General features: G+C 58.7%; 17 protein-coding genes. 13 read left to right on the forward strand and 4 right to left on the reverse strand.

Annotated features, from left to right (window positions below; genetic code table 11):
* Positions 1-38: 38 nt before the first annotated feature.
* From phoA to ACWPW2_RS03760, 3 genes are all read left to right on the forward strand, one after another.
* Positions 39-1454: an alkaline phosphatase gene (phoA, locus tag ACWPW2_RS03750; RefSeq protein WP_454121679.1), complete on the forward strand. Its 1416-nt coding sequence runs from the start codon at positions 39-41 to the stop codon at positions 1452-1454.
* A 90-nt stretch (positions 1455-1544) separates the two neighbouring features.
* Entirely contained in the window at positions 1545-1865 is a 321-nt protein-coding gene (psiF, locus tag ACWPW2_RS03755; RefSeq protein ID WP_023478946.1) for a phosphate starvation-inducible protein PsiF, read from the forward strand.
* Positions 1866-2043: 178 nt separating this feature from the next.
* On the forward strand, positions 2044-3567 hold the full coding sequence (locus ACWPW2_RS03760; protein ID WP_454121680.1) for an FAD-dependent oxidoreductase: 1524 nt from the start codon (positions 2044-2046) through the stop codon (positions 3565-3567).
* Between the two features lie 37 nt (positions 3568-3604).
* Here the strand turns inward: ACWPW2_RS03760 and proC are convergent, their stop codons facing one another.
* Complete coding sequence (gene proC / locus ACWPW2_RS03765) at positions 3605-4411, reverse strand: pyrroline-5-carboxylate reductase (protein ID WP_042712193.1); 807 nt, start codon at positions 4409-4411, stop codon at positions 3605-3607.
* A 130-nt stretch (positions 4412-4541) separates the two neighbouring features.
* Here proC and ACWPW2_RS03770 point away from each other — a divergent pair, with 130 nt between their 5' ends.
* The 5 genes from ACWPW2_RS03770 (at position 4542) to ppnP (ending at position 7259) form a co-directional block, all read left to right on the forward strand.
* Entirely contained in the window at positions 4542-5003 is a 462-nt protein-coding gene (locus ACWPW2_RS03770; protein ID WP_023478951.1) for a YaiI/YqxD family protein, read from the forward strand.
* A 214-nt stretch (positions 5004-5217) separates the two neighbouring features.
* Positions 5218-5742: a shikimate kinase AroL gene (gene aroL / locus ACWPW2_RS03775; protein WP_034812317.1), complete on the forward strand. Its 525-nt coding sequence runs from the start codon at positions 5218-5220 to the stop codon at positions 5740-5742.
* Between the two features lie 50 nt (positions 5743-5792).
* A complete protein-coding gene (gene yaiA, locus ACWPW2_RS03780; RefSeq protein WP_034812321.1) occupies positions 5793-5984 on the forward strand; it encodes a protein YaiA in 192 nt (63 codons plus the stop codon).
* 223 nt (positions 5985-6207) lie between these two features.
* A complete protein-coding gene (locus ACWPW2_RS03785) occupies positions 6208-6888 on the forward strand; it encodes an AroM family protein (protein ID WP_124969503.1) in 681 nt (226 codons plus the stop codon).
* A gap of 86 nt (positions 6889-6974) precedes the next feature.
* On the forward strand, positions 6975-7259 hold the full coding sequence (ppnP, locus tag ACWPW2_RS03790) for a pyrimidine/purine nucleoside phosphorylase (RefSeq protein ID WP_023478933.1): 285 nt from the start codon (positions 6975-6977) through the stop codon (positions 7257-7259).
* 77 nt (positions 7260-7336) lie between these two features.
* On the opposite strand, the gene rdgC is transcribed toward ppnP, so the two are convergent.
* Complete coding sequence (rdgC, locus tag ACWPW2_RS03795) at positions 7337-8248, reverse strand: recombination-associated protein RdgC (RefSeq protein ID WP_023478948.1); 912 nt, start codon at positions 8246-8248, stop codon at positions 7337-7339.
* A gap of 99 nt (positions 8249-8347) precedes the next feature.
* Between rdgC and mak the strand changes: the two genes are divergently transcribed.
* Positions 8348-9256: a fructokinase gene (mak, locus tag ACWPW2_RS03800; RefSeq protein ID WP_454123576.1), complete on the forward strand. Its 909-nt coding sequence runs from the start codon at positions 8348-8350 to the stop codon at positions 9254-9256.
* 501 nt (positions 9257-9757) lie between these two features.
* Here mak and sbcC read toward each other — a convergent pair.
* Together sbcC and sbcD are read right to left on the reverse strand one after the other, a co-directional pair.
* A complete protein-coding gene (gene sbcC, locus ACWPW2_RS03805; RefSeq protein ID WP_454121681.1) occupies positions 9758-12898 on the reverse strand; it encodes an exonuclease subunit SbcC in 3141 nt (1046 codons plus the stop codon).
* Positions 12895-14097: an exonuclease subunit SbcD gene (gene sbcD / locus ACWPW2_RS03810; RefSeq protein ID WP_454121682.1), complete on the reverse strand. Its 1203-nt coding sequence runs from the start codon at positions 14095-14097 to the stop codon at positions 12895-12897. The genes sbcC and sbcD overlap by 4 nt, the downstream gene beginning before the upstream one ends.
* 197 nt (positions 14098-14294) lie before the next feature.
* Here sbcD and phoB point away from each other — a divergent pair, with 197 nt between their 5' ends.
* The 4 genes from phoB to proY all read left to right on the forward strand — a co-directional run bounded on the left by phoB (position 14295) and on the right by proY (position 19466).
* Entirely contained in the window at positions 14295-14984 is a 690-nt protein-coding gene (gene phoB, locus ACWPW2_RS03815) for a phosphate response regulator transcription factor PhoB (protein ID WP_023481914.1), read from the forward strand.
* Positions 14985-15005: 21 nt separating this feature from the next.
* Positions 15006-16304 carry a phosphate regulon sensor histidine kinase PhoR gene (phoR, locus tag ACWPW2_RS03820; RefSeq protein ID WP_454121683.1) on the forward strand — a complete coding sequence of 433 codons (1299 nt, stop codon included), beginning with the start codon at positions 15006-15008 and terminating at the stop codon, positions 16302-16304.
* Positions 16305-16711: 407 nt separating this feature from the next.
* Positions 16712-18031 (forward strand): branched-chain amino acid transporter carrier protein BrnQ, encoded by a 1320-nt coding sequence (gene brnQ, locus ACWPW2_RS03825; RefSeq protein WP_454121684.1) that lies wholly within the window; start codon positions 16712-16714, stop codon positions 18029-18031.
* An 85-nt stretch (positions 18032-18116) separates the two neighbouring features.
* A complete protein-coding gene (gene proY, locus ACWPW2_RS03830) occupies positions 18117-19466 on the forward strand; it encodes a proline-specific permease ProY (RefSeq protein WP_124969491.1) in 1350 nt (449 codons plus the stop codon).
* Positions 19467-19514: the final 48 nt, after the last annotated feature.

Here is a 19514-nt window from a genome sequence, read left to right on the forward strand (position 1 = left end):
TTTATTTTCTTTAAGTATTTGTACATGGAGAATATTAAGTGAAACAGAGCGCGTTATATCTTGCACTATTATCCCTGCTTTCCTCGCCTGCTATTTATGCAGAATCATCTGTAGCGCCGGTTCTTGAAAGCCGGGCGGCTCAGGGCGATATTTCCGCACCCGGCGGTGCGCGCCGTTTGACGGGCGACCAGACTGCCGCCCTGCGTGATTCCCTGAATGACAAGCCAGCCAAAAATATTATTCTGCTGATTGGCGACGGCATGGGCGATTCCGAAATTACTGCCGCGCGAAATTATGCCGAAGGGGCGGGCGGTTTCTTTAAGGGTATCGATGCGCTGCCGCTGACCGGGCAATACACCCACTACTCGCTGGACAAAAAAAGCGGTAAGCCCGATTACGTCACCGACTCCGCCGCCTCGGCGACGGCGTGGAGCACCGGCGTAAAAACCTATAACGGTGCGCTGGGCGTCGATATCCACGACAAAGATCATATGACCATCCTTGAGATGGCAAAAGCCGCCGGTCTGGCGACGGGCGACGTCTCGACCGCTGAATTGCAGGACGCGACGCCTGCTGCGCTGATCTCCCATGTTATCTCCCGCCGCTGCTACGGCCCGACGGTGACTAGCGAGAAGTGTGCGCTTAACGCGCTGGAGAAGGGCGGTAAAGGATCGATTACCGAACAGCTGCTGAATGCACGCCCGGACGTGACGCTCGGCGGCGGGGCAAAAACCTTCAGTGAAACCGCCACCGCCGGTGAGTGGCAGGGCAAAACCCTGCGCGAGCAGGCGCAGGCGCGCGGTTACCAGCTGGTGAGTGATGCCGCGTCGCTTGCGGCAATCAGTACAGCCAATCAGGATAAACCGCTGCTCGGTCTCTTCGCCGACGGCAATATGCCGGTGCGCTGGGAAGGGCCGAAAGCCTCCCTGCATGGCAACCTGGATAAGCCTGCCGTGACCTGTACGCCAAACCCGAAACGCACCGACAGCGTGCCGACGCTGGCGGCGATGACGGAAAAAGCGATTGAACTGCTGAGCAAAAATGAGAAGGGTTTCTTCCTGCAAGTGGAAGGGGCATCGATTGATAAACAGGATCACGCGGCGAACCCGTGCGGCCAGATTGGCGAAACCGTCGATCTCGACGAAGCGGTACAGAAAGCGCTGGAGTTTGCGCGTAAAGATGGCAATACGCTGGTGATCGTCACCGCAGACCACGCCCATGCCAGCCAGATCATTCCGGCAGATACTAAAGCACCGGGGCTGAGCCAGGCGCTGACCACCAAAGATGGCGCAGTAATGGCGATGACCTACGGCAACTCGGAAGAGGAGTCGATGGAGCATACCGGCACGCAGGTGCGCATTGCGGCGTACGGCCCGCATGCGGCGAACGTGGTGGGGCTGACGGATCAGACCGATCTCTTCTACACCATGAAAGCGGCGCTGAGCCTCAAGTAAGTGCTGCCCGGCGGTAAATCTTTGCTGCCGGGTGGTTTTTTCGCCAATTAGGACCATCCTTAAAGGGTTCATTGACAGAAGGATGGCGCTATGAAAATTACACTCCTCGTTACTCTTATCTTCGGTGTGCTGTTTATGACGGCGTTAAGCGCCGCCGAGAAAACACTGACCCCGCAACAACAACGTATGACGCTCTGCAACCAGCAGGCTAAGGCGCAGAACCTTGGCGGCGATGCGCGTAAGAGCTACATGAGCGACTGCCTGAAGAACACCAAAACTGAGCCGGGGCAAAAGAGCCTGACGCCTCAGCAGCAGCGGATGCGCGAATGTAACGCCCAGGCGACGCAACAATCCCTGAAAGGCGATGACCGCAGTAAATTTATGAGCGCCTGCCTGAAAAAAGCGGCGTAATCCTTCCCGCGCGGGCGTACATCGCGCCCGCATACTCAACGCCTTTCTGCCGCTGTGTTGCTCCCCGCTTAATCTCTGCCAGGCTTAATTTGTGAGCTGTGTTGTGTTTTTTTCCTTTGCGAGTGTACGTCGCCAGACGTTACGCCCGTTTTGCCACACCAATACGGGAGCAAGAGTCATGAATTATCAATATGTTACCGACCTGAACGATCTGCCGGAAAACCAGCCGGTGAAATTCGATGTCGATGGCACCTCGCTTATCCTCATCCGCACCTTAACCCAGGTGCGCGCGTTCCAGAGCCGCTGCCCCCATGCCGGTGCGCCGCTTGAGCAGGGCGCGGTGTGCGACGGGCGGCTGGTCTGCCCGTGGCATAAAGCTAACTTTGATATCACTAACGGCGAGTGGTGCGAGCCGCTGGCGCTGCAAAACCTGAAGCAGTATCCGGTGCATATTGAGCAGAACCGCGTGCTTGTTAATCCGCGCCCGCTCTCGCCGACCAATCACAACACCATTCGCGGCGACGGGCCGCAAACGATAGTGATCCTCGGGACCGGCGCGGCCGGTAGCTCGGCGGCGGTGACGCTGCGTGACGCCGGGTTTAACGGCCATCTGATGCTGATTGATAAAGAGAGCGAAGCGCCCTATGACCGCACGGCGCTGAGCAAGTTTGTGCCGTCAGGCAAGATGAAGATCAGCGAAGTGCCGCAGCTGCTGGATAAAGCGTTTTATGCCCAGCCGGGGGTGGAAAACATTGATCAAGAAGTGACAAAGCTTGATGCCGAAGCACATCAGTTAACCCTCGCCGACGGGCGCGAAATTACCTTCGACAAACTGCTGCTGGCGACCGGTGGACACCCCGTCTGGCCGGAGATTAGCGGCAATCAGCTGGCGGGCGTGCATGTGCTACGTGATATTCACCAGGCGCAGACGCTGCTCAGTGAAGTGGAGGATGAGCAGCAACTGGTGATCGTTGGTAACAGCTTTATCGCCATGGAGCTGGCGGCGGCGCTGCGTAACCAGGATGTCGATGTCACCGTCCTTTCGCGCCACGCGTTGCCGTTTGTGCCGCAGTTCGGCGAAGAGATTGGCCGCCACTTTATGCAGCTGCATAAGCAGAATGGCGTCAAGTTTGTTACCGGCGAGCCAGCGGAGTTGCAGGGCGATAAGCACGTGCAGCGCGTGGCGCTGAAAGATGGTCGTACCATTCCGGCGCATGTGGTGGTCTTTGCTACCGGCGTGGAGCCGTCGACCGATCTAGTGGGCGATCTGCCCCACGCAGAGGATGGCAGCCTGACGGTGGATGAGTATCTGCGCGCCGCGCCCGATATCTGGGCGGTGGGCGATATCGCCACCTATCCGGCACCGGAAGGGCGACGACGTATTGAGCACTGGCGCGTTGCGCAGCAGCAGGGGCGCATCGCAGCGCTGAATATGCTCGGGGAATCACAGCCCTTCGATCGGGTGCCCTTTTTCTGGACTACCCACTTCGGGACGCGCTTTGAGTACCTCGGCTATGCCCGCGAATGGGACAGCATGAAGATGCTGGGCTCGTTTGAGAATAAACGCTTTGCCGTGCTCTACGGCCAGGAAGGGATGCTGAAAGCGGTGCTGAGCTGCGGTGAGAACACCGCCACGGCGGAGCTGGTGCTGAAAATGCAGGAGCCGCTGACCATGCGAGCGGCCAGCGAACTCCTCTCGTAACGTTCACGCCACGGTTTAATCGCCGTGGCGCTACTTTTTACGCGCTCAGTTTTTCCGACTTCGCCATACATGCGGCCATCGCGTCCATCACCGCAGCGCGAAAGCCTTTATCTTCCAGCACTTTCACCGCTTCGATGGTGGTGCCGCCCGGCGAGCAGACCATATCTTTCAATTCGGCAGGGTGTTTGCCCGTTTCCAGCACCATCTTCGCCGAGCCCATCACCGCCTGCGCCGCAAATTTATAGGCCTGCGCGCGCGGCATGCCGCCCAGCACGGCAGCATCGGCCATCGCTTCGATAAACATAAACACATACGCCGGAGCCGAACCGCTGACGCCCACTACCGGGTGGATCATCCCTTCGGCAATCACTTCCGCTTCGCCAAAGCAGCGGAAAATAGTCAGCACATCGGCGGTGTCTTCAGAGGTGACCAGCGCATTGGGCGTGATAGAGGTCATCCCGGCGTTAACCAGCGCAGGGGTGTTCGGCATCACGCGGATAATTTTGCGGTCGTGGCCCAGCGCGCGCGCCAGCTGATCGAGCGTTACGCCCGCCGCGATGGAGACCACCAGCGTCTCTTTATTCAGGCTGGAGGCGATATCGCTGAGGACTTTCACCATGATGTTCGGCTTCACGGCACCAAAGACAATATCGGCGATCTGCGCGACTTCCTGCGCGCTCTGCGCGGCGTTGATGCCATACTCCTGTTGAAGGGCGGCGACCTTATCAGGCGTTGGCGTGTAAACCCAAATCTGCCCCGGTTTCACCTCGCCGCTGGCGATCAACCCGCCGAGAATCGCCTTACCCATGTTACCGCAGCCGATAAAACCGATTTTCTTTTCCATCACGTCCCTCTCTGCTTGTTATTGCATGTGATTCATAGCTTAACGCGCTTTTCCGGCGAGGGCGAAAGGATCTCTGCTTTCCCCGGCGGGCAATTAAAGGGACAATGCGCCGAAACAAAAAGGAGTCACCATGGCGATATGGGTTGATGCGGACGCCTGTCCGAATGTGATTAAAGAGATTTTATTTCGCGCCGCGGAGCGGACGCAGACGCCGTTAACGCTGGTCGCTAACCAGAATCTTCGCGTGCCGCCCTCTAAGGTGATCCGCGCGCTCAGGGTGCCGGCAGGCTTTGACGTTGCCGATAACGAAATTGTGCGCCTCTGCGCGCCGGATGATCTGGTGATCACTGCCGATATTCCGCTGGCGGCGGAAGTCATCGCAAAAGGGGCGGCAGCGCTCAACCCGCGCGGCGAGCGCTACACGGAAGCAACCATCCGCGAGCGGCTGACCATGCGCGATTTTATGGATACGTTGCGCGCCAGCGGCATCCAGACCGGCGGCCCGGACTCCCTCTCGCAGCGCGATCGCCAGCAGTTCGCCGCGCAGCTCGATAAGTGGCTGCTTGAGCGCCAGCGCCGCCAGACGCCGTAACCGGGCTTGTCAGTTTTTATCACTTCCAGTAAGGTTGCCGCTACAGGTGATGCCACAGAAACTTTACAGGCACAAAGGCTGCGCCAGAACGTTCTGTTACGCAAAGTTGAGAGTGTGTAACGTTAATCTTACGCAGCGCGCGCCGTTGGTTTAGTGCTATCATCGCCATCTTATTGTTGTCCCCCAACCGGGGGCCTGGAGGAACAACCTGCTCATGACGCTACCCATCTTTCTCATCGGCGCACGCGGCTGCGGTAAAACCACTGTTGGCCGGGCGCTGGCGCTGTCACAGGGCTTCCAGTTTATCGATACCGATAGCTGGTTGCAGGAAGAGGCGCAACAGACCGTTGCGCAAATCGTAGAGCAGGAGGGGTGGGCCGGTTTTCGCGCCCGTGAAACGGCGGCGCTGGAAGCCGTGACCGAACCCGCTCTGGTCGTCGCCACCGGCGGCGGCATTATTCTCAGCGACTATAACCGCCGTTTTATGCGCGAACACGGGCGCGTGATTTACCTCTGCGCGCCGGTCGATGTGCTGGCAGGGCGGCTGGAAGCCTTTCCGCAAGAGGGGCTACGCCCGACGCTGACCGGCAAGCCGATCAGCGAAGAGGTGAGCGAAGTGCTCGCCACCCGCGATGCGCTCTATCGCGATGCCGCGCACTTCGTGGTCGATGCCGCGCAGCCGCCGCTGGCGGTGGTGGCAGAAATTGAGGCGGCTTTGCGCCTGGCGCGCGCCAGTTAGCGAAACGTTTGACTATACTTATCTCTCTAACTGCAAAAGGAGAATAAGCTATGCCGACTAAACCGCCCTATCCGCGTGAAGCCCGTGTTGTAGCTGTTGAGAAGGGACCCAGCGACGCAACTGTCACCTGGTATGAACTGCGCGCGGATCATCCGAAACCGGACTCTTTGATCAGCGAACACCCTTCGGAGCAGGAAGCGCTGGATGCGAAAAAGCGTTACGAGGATCCCGATAAAAGCTAATCCGGCGATCCCGCCAGCATGATTTCCTGAACCTTTCAGAAAGTCGCTTGCATCACATTTTTTGACTGGCTTAATGCCAGTCACTGTTTATATTCATTGTTACTGGAATTTATTAGAACACAGGAGTGGCACATTCTCTTTACACGGCGGCGGTGTTCCATCCTCCGTCGGTTGTTGTGCAGAGAACATAACTAAAAGCAGTTTTGAAAGGCGGAAAGCAAAGATGAGTGCGACGTTGGCGATCCTCACCATAGGTGTGGTGCCGGTAAAAGAGATCCTGCCGCTTCTGGCAGAGCATGTTTCAGAAGATCAAATCACCCATGTCAGCCTGCTGGGGAAGATGGACCCGGCACAAGTTCGTATCGATTACTGCGTTGACCCCGGCGAGACCGCCATCCCGACGCGGCTGAGCGATGACAGCCTCGGCATGGTTTCGCGCCAGAAGGTGGAGCGCGACCTGCAAAGCGTGATCGAAGTGCTCGATAACCAGGGGACCTATGACGTTATCCTGCTGATGAGTACCGCCGATATCCGCGGCTTAAACGCGCGAAACGCCATCCTGATTGAACCGCAGCGTATTATTCCCCCGCTGGTCGCCTCGATTGTTGATGGTCACCAGGTCGGCGTGATTGTGCCGGTGCCTGAACTGATGGCACCGCAGAAGAAGAAGTGGCAGGTGCTGGAAAAAGAGCCGCTGTATGAACTCTGCCACCCCTACCAGGCGAGCGAGACGGAGCTGATTGACGCCGGAAAAGCGCTGCTGGAACGCGGTGCCGATGTGCTGATGCTCGACTGCCTTGGCTTCCACCAACTGCATCGCGATCTGCTGCAAAAAGCGCTGGATGTGCCAGTTTTACTCTCCAATGTGCTGGTGGCGCGCCTCGCCTCAGAACTGCTGGTGTAGCCGCAGAACGGCGCAATTTCGCGTGACATCACTTAAGCCCGGCCTCTATAGTGGTTTTCCAGTCATTTCTCTATAAGGGCCTGTTTATGCTTCAAAGTAATGAATACTTTTCCGGTAAAGTGAAGTCCATTGGGTTTACCAGCAGCAGCACCGGCCGCGCCAGCGTCGGCGTGATGATGGAAGGGGAGTACACCTTCTCCACCGCGCAGCCGGAAGAGATGACGGTGGTCAGCGGCGCGCTGAATGTGCTGTTGCCAGGCGAAACCGAATGGAAAAGGCACGCCGCCGGCGAAGTGTTCAATGTCCCGGGCCACAGCGAATTCCATCTGCAGGTCGCCGAGCCGAGTGCCTATCTCTGCCGTTATCTGTAACGCTTGCGCCGTCCGGCGACAAAAAAGCCCGGTAGCGCTGCGCTGACCGGGCCTGTGAAAGTGAGTCGCTAAAAGCGTTAGCGCTGGGCTTCGCCGCCCAGGCCTTCCACCAGATTTTGAATCAGTGCCGCCAGCTCGCCGGTCATCAGAATAAAATCGGCATCGAACCGCTGGGCATAATCTTCCCGATCGATATCTTCATTCTGATCGCGCAGCTCATCGCTGAACTTCAGGCGTTTTACCGAGCCATCATCACAGATCATAAACTGGATGCGCTGCTGCCAGTCGAGGGCCAGCTTGGTCACCACTTTGCCCGCTTCAATGTGCACGGCGATTTCGTCGCTCACCAGATCCTGCTTTTTCGCGCGGATCACGCCGCCATCTTCCAGCATTGCTTTCAGCTCGGCTTCGTCCAGCAACTGGAACCCTTGAGCGACGGTGCCGGAGCGTACCCACTCGGTCAGCGTCAGCTCAATCGGGTTTTCCATCGTCAGCGGTACGACCGGGAGAGAGCCGAGGCTTTTACGCAGCAGCGCCAGCGTATCCTCCGCTTTTTTCGCACTGGCGCAGTCGACCATAATCAGGCCGTTGACGGTGTCGATCCACATCATCGTCTGGCTGTAGCGGCTGAAGGCGCGCGGCAGCAGCGAGTGCAGCACTTCATCTTTCAGCGCATCTTTTTCGGTTTTTTTCAGTTTGCGCGCCTGCTCGGCTTCGAGGCGGGCGATTTTCGCTTCCAGCGCCTGTTTCACTACCGGCGTCGGCAGGATTTTCTCTTCTTTGCGCGCGCAGATAATAATCTGGCCGTTGTTGGTGTGGGTCAGCGCTTCGCTGTGTGAGCCCATCGGTGGAACCCAACCGGTTTTCGCCATATCCTGACTACCGCATGGCGTAAACGAGAGCGGGGCGAGCTGTTTTTCCATCTCTTCCGCACGGAGCGCCACATCGCGGCTGAGACGGTATACCATTAAATTTTTGAACCACAGCATGATTTTTTCCACGGCCTTGTCGTTAAATGCAGCGGGCATAATAGCGAATTGTCGCCGCGCTTGCATTGCTAATGCGTGGTCCACTACGAGGAGTTTGATGTGCGTATCGGTATCGATTTGGGTGGTACAAAGACAGAAATTATTGCGCTGGATGAGAGCGGTGAGACGCTGTTCCGCCATCGGCAGCCGACGCCGCGCGACTATCAGCAGACCATTGAGCTTATCGCTTCGCTGGTCGCCTTAACGGAAAAAGAGACCGGCCAGCGCGGCACGGTGGGCATGGGCATTCCGGGCTCTATCTCGCCCTATACCGGGGTGGTGAAGAACGCCAACTCCACGTGGCTCAACGGTAAACCCTTTGATAAAGATTTAAGCCAGCGCCTTAATCGTGAAGTGCGCCTTGCGAACGATGCCAACTGCCTGGCGGTGTCGGAAGCGGTCGACGGCGCGGCAGCGGGTGCGCAGACGGTGTTTGCGGTGATTATCGGCACTGGTTGCGGCTCCGGCATTGCGTTCAACGGCAACTCCCATATCGGCGCTAACGGTACGGCGGGCGAGTGGGGGCACAATCCGCTGCCGTGGATGGATGAGGATGAGCTGCGTTATCGCAATGAAGTGCCCTGCTATTGCGGCAAACAGGGGTGCATTGAGACCTTTATCTCCGGCACCGGGTTTGGCACGGATTACCAGCGCCTGAGCGGCCAGGCACTAAAGGGCAACGAGATTATTCGCCTGGTGAACGAGCAGGACGCGGTTGCCGAGCTGGCGCTGAGCCGCTATGAGATGCGGCTGGCGAAGTCGCTGGCGCATGTGGTGAATATCCTTGATCCCGATGTGATCGTGCTGGGCGGCGGGATGAGTAATGTCGATCGCCTTTACCAGACGGTGCCCGGGTTGATGCAGAAGTGGGTTTTTGGCGGCGAGTGTGAAACGCCAATCCGCAAAGCATTGCACGGGGATTCCAGCGGCGTGCGCGGCGCCGCATGGCTCTGGCCGCAGGGGGAATAATGCGCCCATTGATCCGCTGAAACGGAGTAGGCCGGATAAGCGTTTACGCGCCATCCGGCATTTTATCAGCGGCAACATTGCCGGATGGCGGCTTCGCCTTATCCGGCCTACACGGTTCCAGCAACAGCTATTTTTCATTCAGCCCCCATCTTGCAGCGATGGTGTTTACCCCCGCTGAAATCGGCGAACCGGAGCGTGAATGACAAGGTCTGGACGCCATGGATGGCGGACAGAGGCGAACCGAGACAGGGAGCGAGTCCCCGAAGGGGCGAGCAGGTCGAGTCGAGCCGGCCGCAGTCAGGCACGTGAGAGGTGAGCGCAGTGCGCAGCACCGATTTCCTCGCGGGGCCGCGGGGATTGACAAGGGGAGCGCGGCCGCTTCCCTTGTCCCGTTCACCGCATAAGAGATTAATGAAACTCCCCAGCGCCTGGTGAACGGAACCATTCCACCCGAGCCACATACCAGGCTCATTGCCGGATGGCGGCTACGCCTTATCCGGCCTACGACACCGCATACTTCCCATCCAGCTTGCTGTAGCCAAGCCCGTTTATCTTCTTCACCTTAATTTGTACCGGTATTCGCTCCTTCATCGCCTCAACGTGGCTTATCACGCCGATAGTTTTCCCGGTGGCATTTAACGCATCGAGCGCATCGAGCGCCGTGTCCAGCGTTTCGCTATCCAGCGTGCCGAAGCCCTCATCGAGGAACAGCGAATCGATACGCGTTTTATGGCTCACCAGATCGGAGAGCGCCAGCGCCAGCGCCAGGCTCACGAGGAAGCTTTCGCCGCCGGAGAGCGTACGGGTATCGCGCACTGCATCTGCCTGCCAGGTATCGACCACCTCCAGCTCCAGCGCGTCGCTCACTTTGCGCTTGAGCAAATAGCGCCCGTGCAGGCGGGTAAGCTGGTTATTCGCCAGCCAGACCAGGTTATCCAGCGTCAGCCCCTGGGCGAATTTGCGGAACTTATCCCCCTCTTTGGAGCCAATCAGCGCATTGAGATGGCCCCAGTCATCGCAGCGGGCGCTGGCGTGCTCAATCTGCTGTAGCACCGTCTGCTGGCGTTTGCGGTTATCCGTATCCTGTTTGAGCTGCTGGCGCACTTCGCCCTGGCCGGTTGTGTTCTCACGCAGCTGTCGCGCAAGCTGCTCCAGCGCCGGTGCGGTGCTCTCCACGCTGGCATCCGCCGCAAGCCCGGCGGGACGCTGCTGTTGATGGTCAGTGAGCGCCTGCTCCGCACTTGCCGCCAGCGCCTGTTTCTGCTGGCAATCGCTCTCCAGCGTCTGGCGCAGCTGCGCAAGGCGTTGATGCTCGCCATCATCAAGCAGGGCGCGCAGGAAGGCGTCGCGATCGTCAAAAATGCTCGCCGCTAGCGCATCGTTAAACGCCTGCTCAGATTGACGCTCGCTCTCCGCCACCTGCGCCAGTTGCTGATGCAGGGTTTGCCACTGGCTTTGCAGTGCCAGGCAGGCGTCGTGCACTTTTCGCCACCCCTCCAGCGCCACGCGCGCCTCGCCAACGGCGATCTCCTCTTCAGGCAGGGTCTCAAGGATTGGCGCAAGCTGCGCCAATTGTTCCTGTAGCGCGGTAAGTTGCTGCTGATGCTCTTGCCACTGCTGCGCTTCATCGGAGCGGGCAGCCAGCCATGACGCTTCGTCATCTTCGGCGGGCAGTGCCAGGTCGAGCGCCGAAAGCGTTGTGGCAAGGCTTTCGCGGCGGCGCTCAACCGCCTGCTGATACTGCTCGCTCTGCTGGCGCAGATCATTGATCTGCTGTTGCAGGGTCAGGCGCTGATTGAGCAGGTAAAGCTGATGCTCGTAGGCATCCTGCGCGCTTTGCCAGCTGTTGAGATCGCGCTGCGGCTCAAGGGTGACGTTCAGCGCGGCGCAGGCTTTTGCCCACGCCTCAAGCCAGCTGCGCTCCTCGTCCAGGAGCAGTTTTGCTTCGCGCTCATCTTTCTCGTAACGCTCGGCGAGGCCTTTTAACCGCTCGCCGAGCGCCACGCCCGCTTCTTTCATGGTGCGCACTTCGAGATCGAGTGCGTTAAAACGCGTCTGGTTTACCCCCGGCTCGATAGCCTGATAGTGGGCGACCGCCGGGTGCTCCGTTGCGCCGCACAGCGGGCAGGGATGGCCGGGCTGGAGGCGCGCGCGCTCGCTTTCGAGATCCTTAATCCGGCTCTCCAGCTCGCAAATGGTGCGCACCTCGCTCAGTAACTGATTCTTCTCTTTATACTGCTCGCGTTTGTGCGCCAGCTCGGCGGTCAGTTTCTCCTGCTCCGCTTTCAGATCCAGCAGGCTCTGCTGGCGCTGGCTCAACTGCTTGCGCAGCGGCGCGTAGCGGGCGTGCAGGGCGGTAAGCTGCTGGCGCAGCGGGCGGTTTTGCGCGCAGAGCGCCATCGCTGCCGCTGTCTCCTCAAGGCTCATCTCAAGGGTGGAGATTGGCAGGGTGCGCAGGCGCTCCTGCTGGCTCTGCACCCGCTGCTGCGCCGCGAGCCACTGTTTTTTCTCCTCCGCCAGCTGGCTGAAGAGCGCTCGCCAGCCGGTTAACTCACTCTGCCAGCGCTGGAAACGGGCATGCTCGTTTAACCACGCCTCCAGCGTTTGCCGCGACGCAAGCAGGGATGCTTGCTGCTGCGCGGCGCTGGCGAGTATCTGTGCGCGCTGTAACAGGCTGGCTTGTAAGCGAGTATTCACTTCCTCGCTCTGCGTGCGGGTACGCGTCAGGGTTTTACGCTGCTCCTCAAGGCGTTCCCACAGCGGGCGAAGCTGCTGCGCCGGTTGCGCCAGTTCAAGAGCCGCAAGCTGCGGCCTGGCATCATTACGCGCCTGTAGCGCCTGTGCCAGCGTCGCTTTTGCCCGCCCGCGCGCCGCTTGTAGTTCCGCTTCGCGGGTAAGCCACTGCGCCTGGGTCTGCGCGCTGCGCTGGGCGCTCAGCAGTGTCTGCTCTTCGTCAGTCAGTACTTGCAAACGTTGCTCAAGCTGCGCCCGCTGCTCGTTGTCCAGCAGCACGACGCCCTCGGCCTGCGCGCGTAGCTGTTCCAGCTCGCCTTTGGCGCTTTTATGCTTCTCAAACACCATCGCCGAAATCTGCCCGTAGATCTCGGTGCCGGTTAGTTCCTCCAGCAGTTCGGCGCGCTCGCGCGGTTTGGCGTTGAGGAATGCGGCAAACTGCCCCTGCGAGAGCAGCATGGAGCGGGTGAAACGGCCATAATCCAGCCCGGTGAGGGAGGCGGTGAGATCGAGCTTATCTTTGACTTTATCGGCGAGGATCTTCCCCGTTTCGCAGAGCGCCAGCTCGACGCGCGGGGCCTGTAAATTGCCGTCCGCCAGCCCGCGGGCGCGCGTCTGGCTCCAGAAGGCGCGATAGGCCACGCCTTTGACCTCAAACTCCACTTCCGCCAGGCACTCGGCGGTATCGCGCGTCATCAGATCGTTTTGCGACTGTGACAGGGTGCTGAGGCGCGGCGTCTCGTGGTAGAGGGCGAGGCAGATGGCATCCAGCAGGGTGGTTTTCCCGGCCCCGGTGGCCCCGGTAATGGCGAACAGCCCGTTGCTGGCGAAGGGCTCTTCGGTAAAGTCGATTTTCCACTCGCCCTTTAGCGAGTTGATATTTTTCAGCCGTAAACTGAGGATTTTCATGCGTCGTTCTCCTCATCCAGTGCCTGGCGGGTCTCGCTGAACAGCGTATGTAAGCGCGCACTCTGCATCTCGTCGAGCTCCTCCTGCGCCAGCCTGCGGTCAAAGACCTCTTCAACTTTCAACTCGCTCAATGTTTCACGCAGCTCACCGGCGAGCAGGCGGTCGCGCAGTTCGCGGCTGCGGCGCACCAGCAGCACTTCGACCGGCAGATCTTCCGTCACCTGCTGGATTTTGCGCTGCATATCGACCAGGTAATCGCTGCTGACAATCTCAATATCGAGCCACACCGGCGGCGTGGCGGGCGCATCGCGCCACTGCTCAAGCTGACGGCAGATATCGGCAAACTCGCCCTTAATCACCGCCAGCGGCTGAGTGGCGGGTACGTCAAGCGTGGTCACCTCAGCCAGCTTGCCGTCGGCGAATGTCACCAGATTGACACCTTTACTTTTTCCGGTCTCATCAAAGCTGAGGGGGATCGGCGAGCCGCAGTAGCGAATATGCTCCGTGCCGCCGATTTTCTGCGCACGATGGATATGGCCGAGCGCGATGTAATCCGCCGGGGGAAAGTTCTGTGCAGGAAAAGCATCCAGCGTGCCGATATAGATATCACGCACCGCGTCACTTTTACTCGCGCCGACGGTGGTTAAATGGCCGCTGGCGATAATCGGTAACGGCTTATCGCCGCGCAGGTCGCAGGCGGCGTGATACTGCTGCTGATAGTAGTCGGTGATGGCCGCCAGCAGATGCTGCTGTTTTTGCTGCCCGGACATCCCCGCCTGGCTGACGGTAATGTCGCGAGGACGCAGAAACGGCACCGGGCAGAAGACCGCGCCGGGTTCACCGTCGCGGCGATAGAGCAGAAACGGCGCGACGCCCGCGCTGGCGACCACGGTGGTGTTGAGATAAGCGAGGATCTCTTTTGATTCATTCAGGGTCGCCACGGAGTCATGGTTGCCCGCCAGCACGATTAACTGGCAGCCGGTGCGCTGCAAATTAACCACAAAGCGGTTATAGAGCTCGCGGGCGTAGCTCGGCGGCGATCCGGTATCGAAAATGTCGCCGGCGACCACGATGGCGTCGACCTGCTGCTGCCCGGCCGTGGTTAACAGCCAGTCAAGAAAAGCGCTGTGCTCGGCGGCGCGGCTTTTGCTGTAAAAGTTTTGGCCGAGATGCCAGTCCGATGTGTGAAGAATGCGCATAGTGATCCCGTGGCAAAAAAGCATAACGGCGATTATAAACATTAAGCGGGTCAGGGACATCGCCTGGCGCAAATTTGCGTTGTCACAATCGCGCGGGCTGGGTCATATAGCGGTCATGTTATTCATAAATCTGTCATAAAACTGACGCATAATGGCGACGCTATTTATACTGCAGACTAATTAATACAGGGCGAATGATGGCGAGACGAATTCTGGTCGTGGAAGACGAAGCACCGATCCGTGAAATGGTGTGCTTTGTGCTCGAACAAAATGGTTTTCAACCGGTTGAAGCGGAAGATTTCGACAGCGCAGTAAACCAGCTTAATGAACCCTGGCCGGATCTGGTGCTGCTGGACTGGATGTTACCCGGCGGGTCCGGCATTCAATTTATCAAACACCTGAAGCGCGAAGCGATGACCCGCGATATTCCGGTGATGATGCTCACCGCGCGCGGTGAAGAGGAAGATCGCGTTCGCGGCCTTGAGACGGGCGCCGATGATTACATCACCAAGCCCTTCTCGCCGAAAGAGCTGGTGGCGCGCATTAAAGCCGTGATGCGCCGCATTTCACCGATGGCGGTGGAAGAGGTGATTGAGATGCAGGGCTTAAGCCTTGATCCCTCCTCCCATCGCGTAATGACCGGCGAAAATCCCCTCGATATGGGCCCCACCGAATTTAAACTCTTACACTTCTTTATGACCCACCCGGAGCGTGTTTACAGCCGCGAACAGCTGCTGAATCACGTCTGGGGCACCAATGTGTATGTTGAAGACAGAACCGTAGACGTGCATATTCGTCGTCTGCGTAAAGCGCTGGAAGGGAGTGGACACGACCGGATGGTGCAGACGGTACGCGGCACGGGATATCGTTTTTCGACCCGTTTCTGAAATTTGACAGGAGTGTGACGCGTGCTGGAAAGGCTGTCATGGAAAAGGCTGGTGCTGGAGCTCCTCCTTTGTTGTATCCCCGCCTTTATTCTGGGCGCGATGTTCGGCTATCTGCCGTGGTTTTTGCTGGCGGCAGTGACCGGGCTTCTGATCTGGCACTTCTGGAATCTGCTGCGTCTCTCCTGGTGGTTATGGGTCGATAAAAGCATGACGCCGCCGCCCGGCACCGGCAGCTGGGAGCCGCTGCTCTACGGCCTGCACCAGATGCAGATGCGCAATAAAAAGCGCCGCCGTGAGCTGGGTAACCTGATTAAACGCTTTCGCAGCGGCGCCGAGTCGCTGCCGGATGCGGTGGTATTGACCACGGAAGAGGGGATGATCTTCTGGTGTAACGGCCTTGCGCAACAGCTGCTGGGGCTGCGCTGGCCCGATGATAACGGGCAGAACATCCTCAACCTGCTGCGCTACCCCGAATTTACCCAATACCTGAAAAGCCAGACCTTCAGCAAACCGCTCAATCTGGTGCTTAACAACGGTCGCCACTTAGAGATCCGCGTGATGCCCTACAGCGAGCAACAACTGCTGATGGTGGCGCGTGACGTCACGCAGATGCACCAGCTGGAAGGGGCGCGGCGTAACTTTTTCGCTAACGTCAGCCATGAGCTGCGCACGCCGCTAACGGTGTTGCAGGGCTACCTCGAGATGATGCAGGAGCAGACGCTGGAAGGCGCGCCGCGTGAAAAAGCGTTACACACCATGCGTGAGCAAACCTCGCGCATGGAGGGGCTGGTGCGCCAGCTTCTGACCCTGTCGAAAATCGAAGCCGCGCCGACGCATGGCGCAAATGAAGTGATTGATGTGCCGATGATGCTGCGCGTGGTGGAGCGGGAAGCGCAAACCCTTAGCCAGCAAAAACAGAGCTTCAGCTTTGAAATTGATAACCAGTTGAAAGTGCTGGGTAGCGAAGAGCAGCTGCGCAGCGCCATCTCAAACCTGGTCTATAACGCGGTGAACCATACCCCCGCCGGGACGCACATTATCGTGCGCTGGCAGCCGGTGGCGCACGGCGCGGAGTTCAGCGTCGAAGATAATGGGCCGGGGATCGCCGCCGAGCATATTCCGCGCCTCACCGAGCGTTTCTACCGCGTGGATAAAGCGCGCTCGCGCCAGACCGGCGGCAGCGGGCTTGGGCTGGCGATTGTCAAACATGCGGTTAATCACCACGACAGCCGCCTTGATATCAGCAGCACGCCGGGGAAAGGGACGCGCTTTAGCTTTGTCCTGCCGGAACGCCTGATTGCCAAAAACGCCCACCCATAACCCCCTTGTCAGCTTATCTTTCCGGCGGCTCGTGACGGCGAGCCGCTCTGCCTCGCCTCATCCCGCACCTGCAACGTAGTTTGTACGGTTGTTGCTTTTTTGTTCGCACGATCAGCCACGTGTTTTTCTGATAAATAGAGTTTTTCACTGGCTGGATTCTACTGTTTAGTATAACTATCTGGTTTTGCGATCCCGACTTGCCTTTAAACGTTATAAGCGTTTAAATTGCGCCCCATGCATTGCCAGACCGACTGTGTTTGCGCGGTAAACCGAAAAACTATTCTTCGCCACGCAGCACATTAAGCATTTCCCGCTGATTTAACGCGTTAATGATGCGTTATTGTCCGGTGCGGAGAGGCTAATTATTCAACATTTTTACGACACCACATCCACAGGCAGTAAACATTATGACCCATCACTTAAAACCGCGTGACATCATCGCGCTGGGCTTTATGACCTTCGCGCTGTTTGTTGGCGCAGGTAATATTATTTTTCCTCCCATGGTCGGCTTGCAGGCGGGTGAATTCGTCTGGACGGCGGCGCTGGGCTTCCTGATTACTGCGGTGGGCCTGCCGGTGCTAACGGTAGTTGCGTTAGCGAAAGTGGGCGGTGGCATTGATAGCCTCAGTACACCGATTGGCAAAGTCGCGGGCGTGCTGCTGGCAACGGTCTGCTATCTGGCCGTGGGGCCGCTGTTCGCTACGCCGCGTACCGCAACCGTTTCATTTGAAGTGGGCATCGCGCCGCTGACCGGCGACGGCTCTATGGCGCTGCTGATCTACAGCCTGGTCTACTTTGCGCTGGTGATCCTGGTCTCCCTCTATCCGGGAAAACTGCTTGATACCGTTGGCAACTTCCTCGCTCCGCTGAAAATTATCGCCCTGACGATTCTGGCAATCGCCGCACTGGTGTGGCCGGCCGGCCCTATCAGCCACGCGCTGGAAGCCTACCAGACCGCGCCGTTCTCTAACGGTTTCGTCAATGGCTACCTGACGATGGATACTCTCGGCGCGATGGTCTTCGGGATTGTTATCGTTAATGCCGCCCGTTCGCGCGGCGTGACCGAAGCGCGTCTGTTGACCCGCTACACCGTCTGGGCGGGTCTGATGGCGGGTGTTGGCCTGACGCTGCTCTACCTGGCGCTCTTCCGCCTCGGCTCCGACAGCTCGACGCTGGTCGATCAGTCCGTTAACGGCGCGGCGATACTGCATGCCTATGTCCAGCACACCTTTGGTGGTGCGGGCAGCTTCCTGCTGGCAGCGCTGATCTTCATCGCCTGCCTGGTGACGGCGGTTGGCCTGACCTGCGCCTGCGCAGAGTTCTTCGCCCAGTACCTGCCGCTCTCTTATCGTGCGCTGGTCTTTATCCTCGGCATCTTCTCCATGGCGGTCTCAAACCTTGGTCTGAGCCACCTGATCCAGATTTCGATTCCGGTGCTGACCATGATCTATCCGCCGTGTATCGTGCTGGTGGTCTTGAGCTTTACCCGCTCTTTCTGGCATTGTTCCACCCGCGTAATTGCGCCGACCATGTTTATCAGCCTGCTTTTTGGTATCCTTGACGGCGTGAAAGCCTCCGCGTTTGCTGAGCACCTTCCGCTCTGGACACAGCGTTTACCGCTGGCGGAGCAGGGCCTGGCCTGGCTGTTGCCGAGCCTGGTGATGGTGGTTCTGGCCGCTATCTGGGATCGCGCGGCGGGACGTCAGGTGACTTCCAGCGCGCATTAACAGCAGCAAGCACGGTTTGTTGAACCACGGGGTAGCGCACTCCGTGGTTTTTTATTTTTTGTGATGAATAACGGCAGTGGAAACGATGGAAAGTACGAATAAGCTGAAGCGTGGGCTAAGTACCCGCCACATTCGCTTTATGGCGCTGGGTTCAGCGATCGGCACCGGGCTGTTTTACGGCTCCGCGGACGCCATCAAAATGGCCGGGCCCAGCGTGTTGCTGGCCTACATTATCGGCGGGGTCGCGGCGTATATCATTATGCGTGCGCTGGGCGAGATGTCCGTCCACAATCCCTCCGCCAGCTCCTTCTCACGCTACGCACAGGAAAACCTCGGCCCGCTGGCCGGTTATATCACTGGCTGGACCTACTGCTTTGAAATCCTGATTGTCGCTATCGCCGACGTCACCGCCTTCGGCATCTATATGGGCGTCTGGTTCCCGACGGTGCCACACTGGATCTGGGTGCTGAGCGTGGTGCTGCTCATCTGCGCTATCAACCTGATGAGCGTAAAAGTCTTCGGCGAGCTGGAGTTCTGGTTCTCCTTCTTTAAAGTCGCCACCATTATCATCATGATCGCCGCCGGTTTCGGCATCATCATCTGGGGGATCGGCAACGGCGGGCAACCGACCGGCATCAGCAATCTCTGGAGCCACGGTGGCTTCTTCAGTAACGGCTGGCTGGGCACGGTGATGGCGCTGCAAATGGTGATGTTCGCCTACGGCGGCATCGAAATCATTGGCATCACCGCCGGTGAAGCGGAAGAGCCGGAGAAGTCGATTCCGCGCGCCATCAACTCGGTGCCGATGCGTATTCTAGTGTTTTATGTCGGCACACTGTTTGTGATCATGTCGATCTACCCGTGGAACCAGGTGGGCACCAACGGTAGCCCGTTTGTGCTGACCTTCCAGCATATGGGCATCACCTTTGCCGCCAGCATCCTGAACTTTGTCGTGCTGACCGCTTCCCTGTCGGCGATCAACAGCGATGTGTTTGGCGTCGGGCGTATGCTGCACGGCATGGCGGAGCAGGGCAGTGCGCCGAAGATGTTCGCCAAAACCTCCCGCCGCGGCATTCCGTGGGTGACGGTACTGGTGATGACGCTGGCGCTGCTGATGGCGGTCTATCTCAACTACATCATGCCGGAGAATGTCTTCCTGGTGATTGCCTCACTGGCGACCTTCGCCACGGTGTGGGTGTGGATTATGATCCTGCTGTCGCAGATTGGTTTCCGCCGTCGCCTCTCGGCGGATGAAGTGAAGGCGCTGAAGTTTAAAGTGCCGGGCGGCGTGGCGACCACCGTTGCCGGGCTGATCTTCCTGGTATTTATCATCGCGCTGATTGGCTGGCACCCGGAAACCCGCATTTCGCTCTATGTCGGCTTTGCATGGATTGTGCTGCTGCTGATTGGCTGGGCGTTTAAGCGCCGGGCGTAATCTCCGGTAACGTCGTTTTCCTTCGTAGGCCGGGTAAGGCGCAGCCGC

This window comes from Kosakonia sp. Marseille-Q7440 (genome assembly GCF_965119485.1).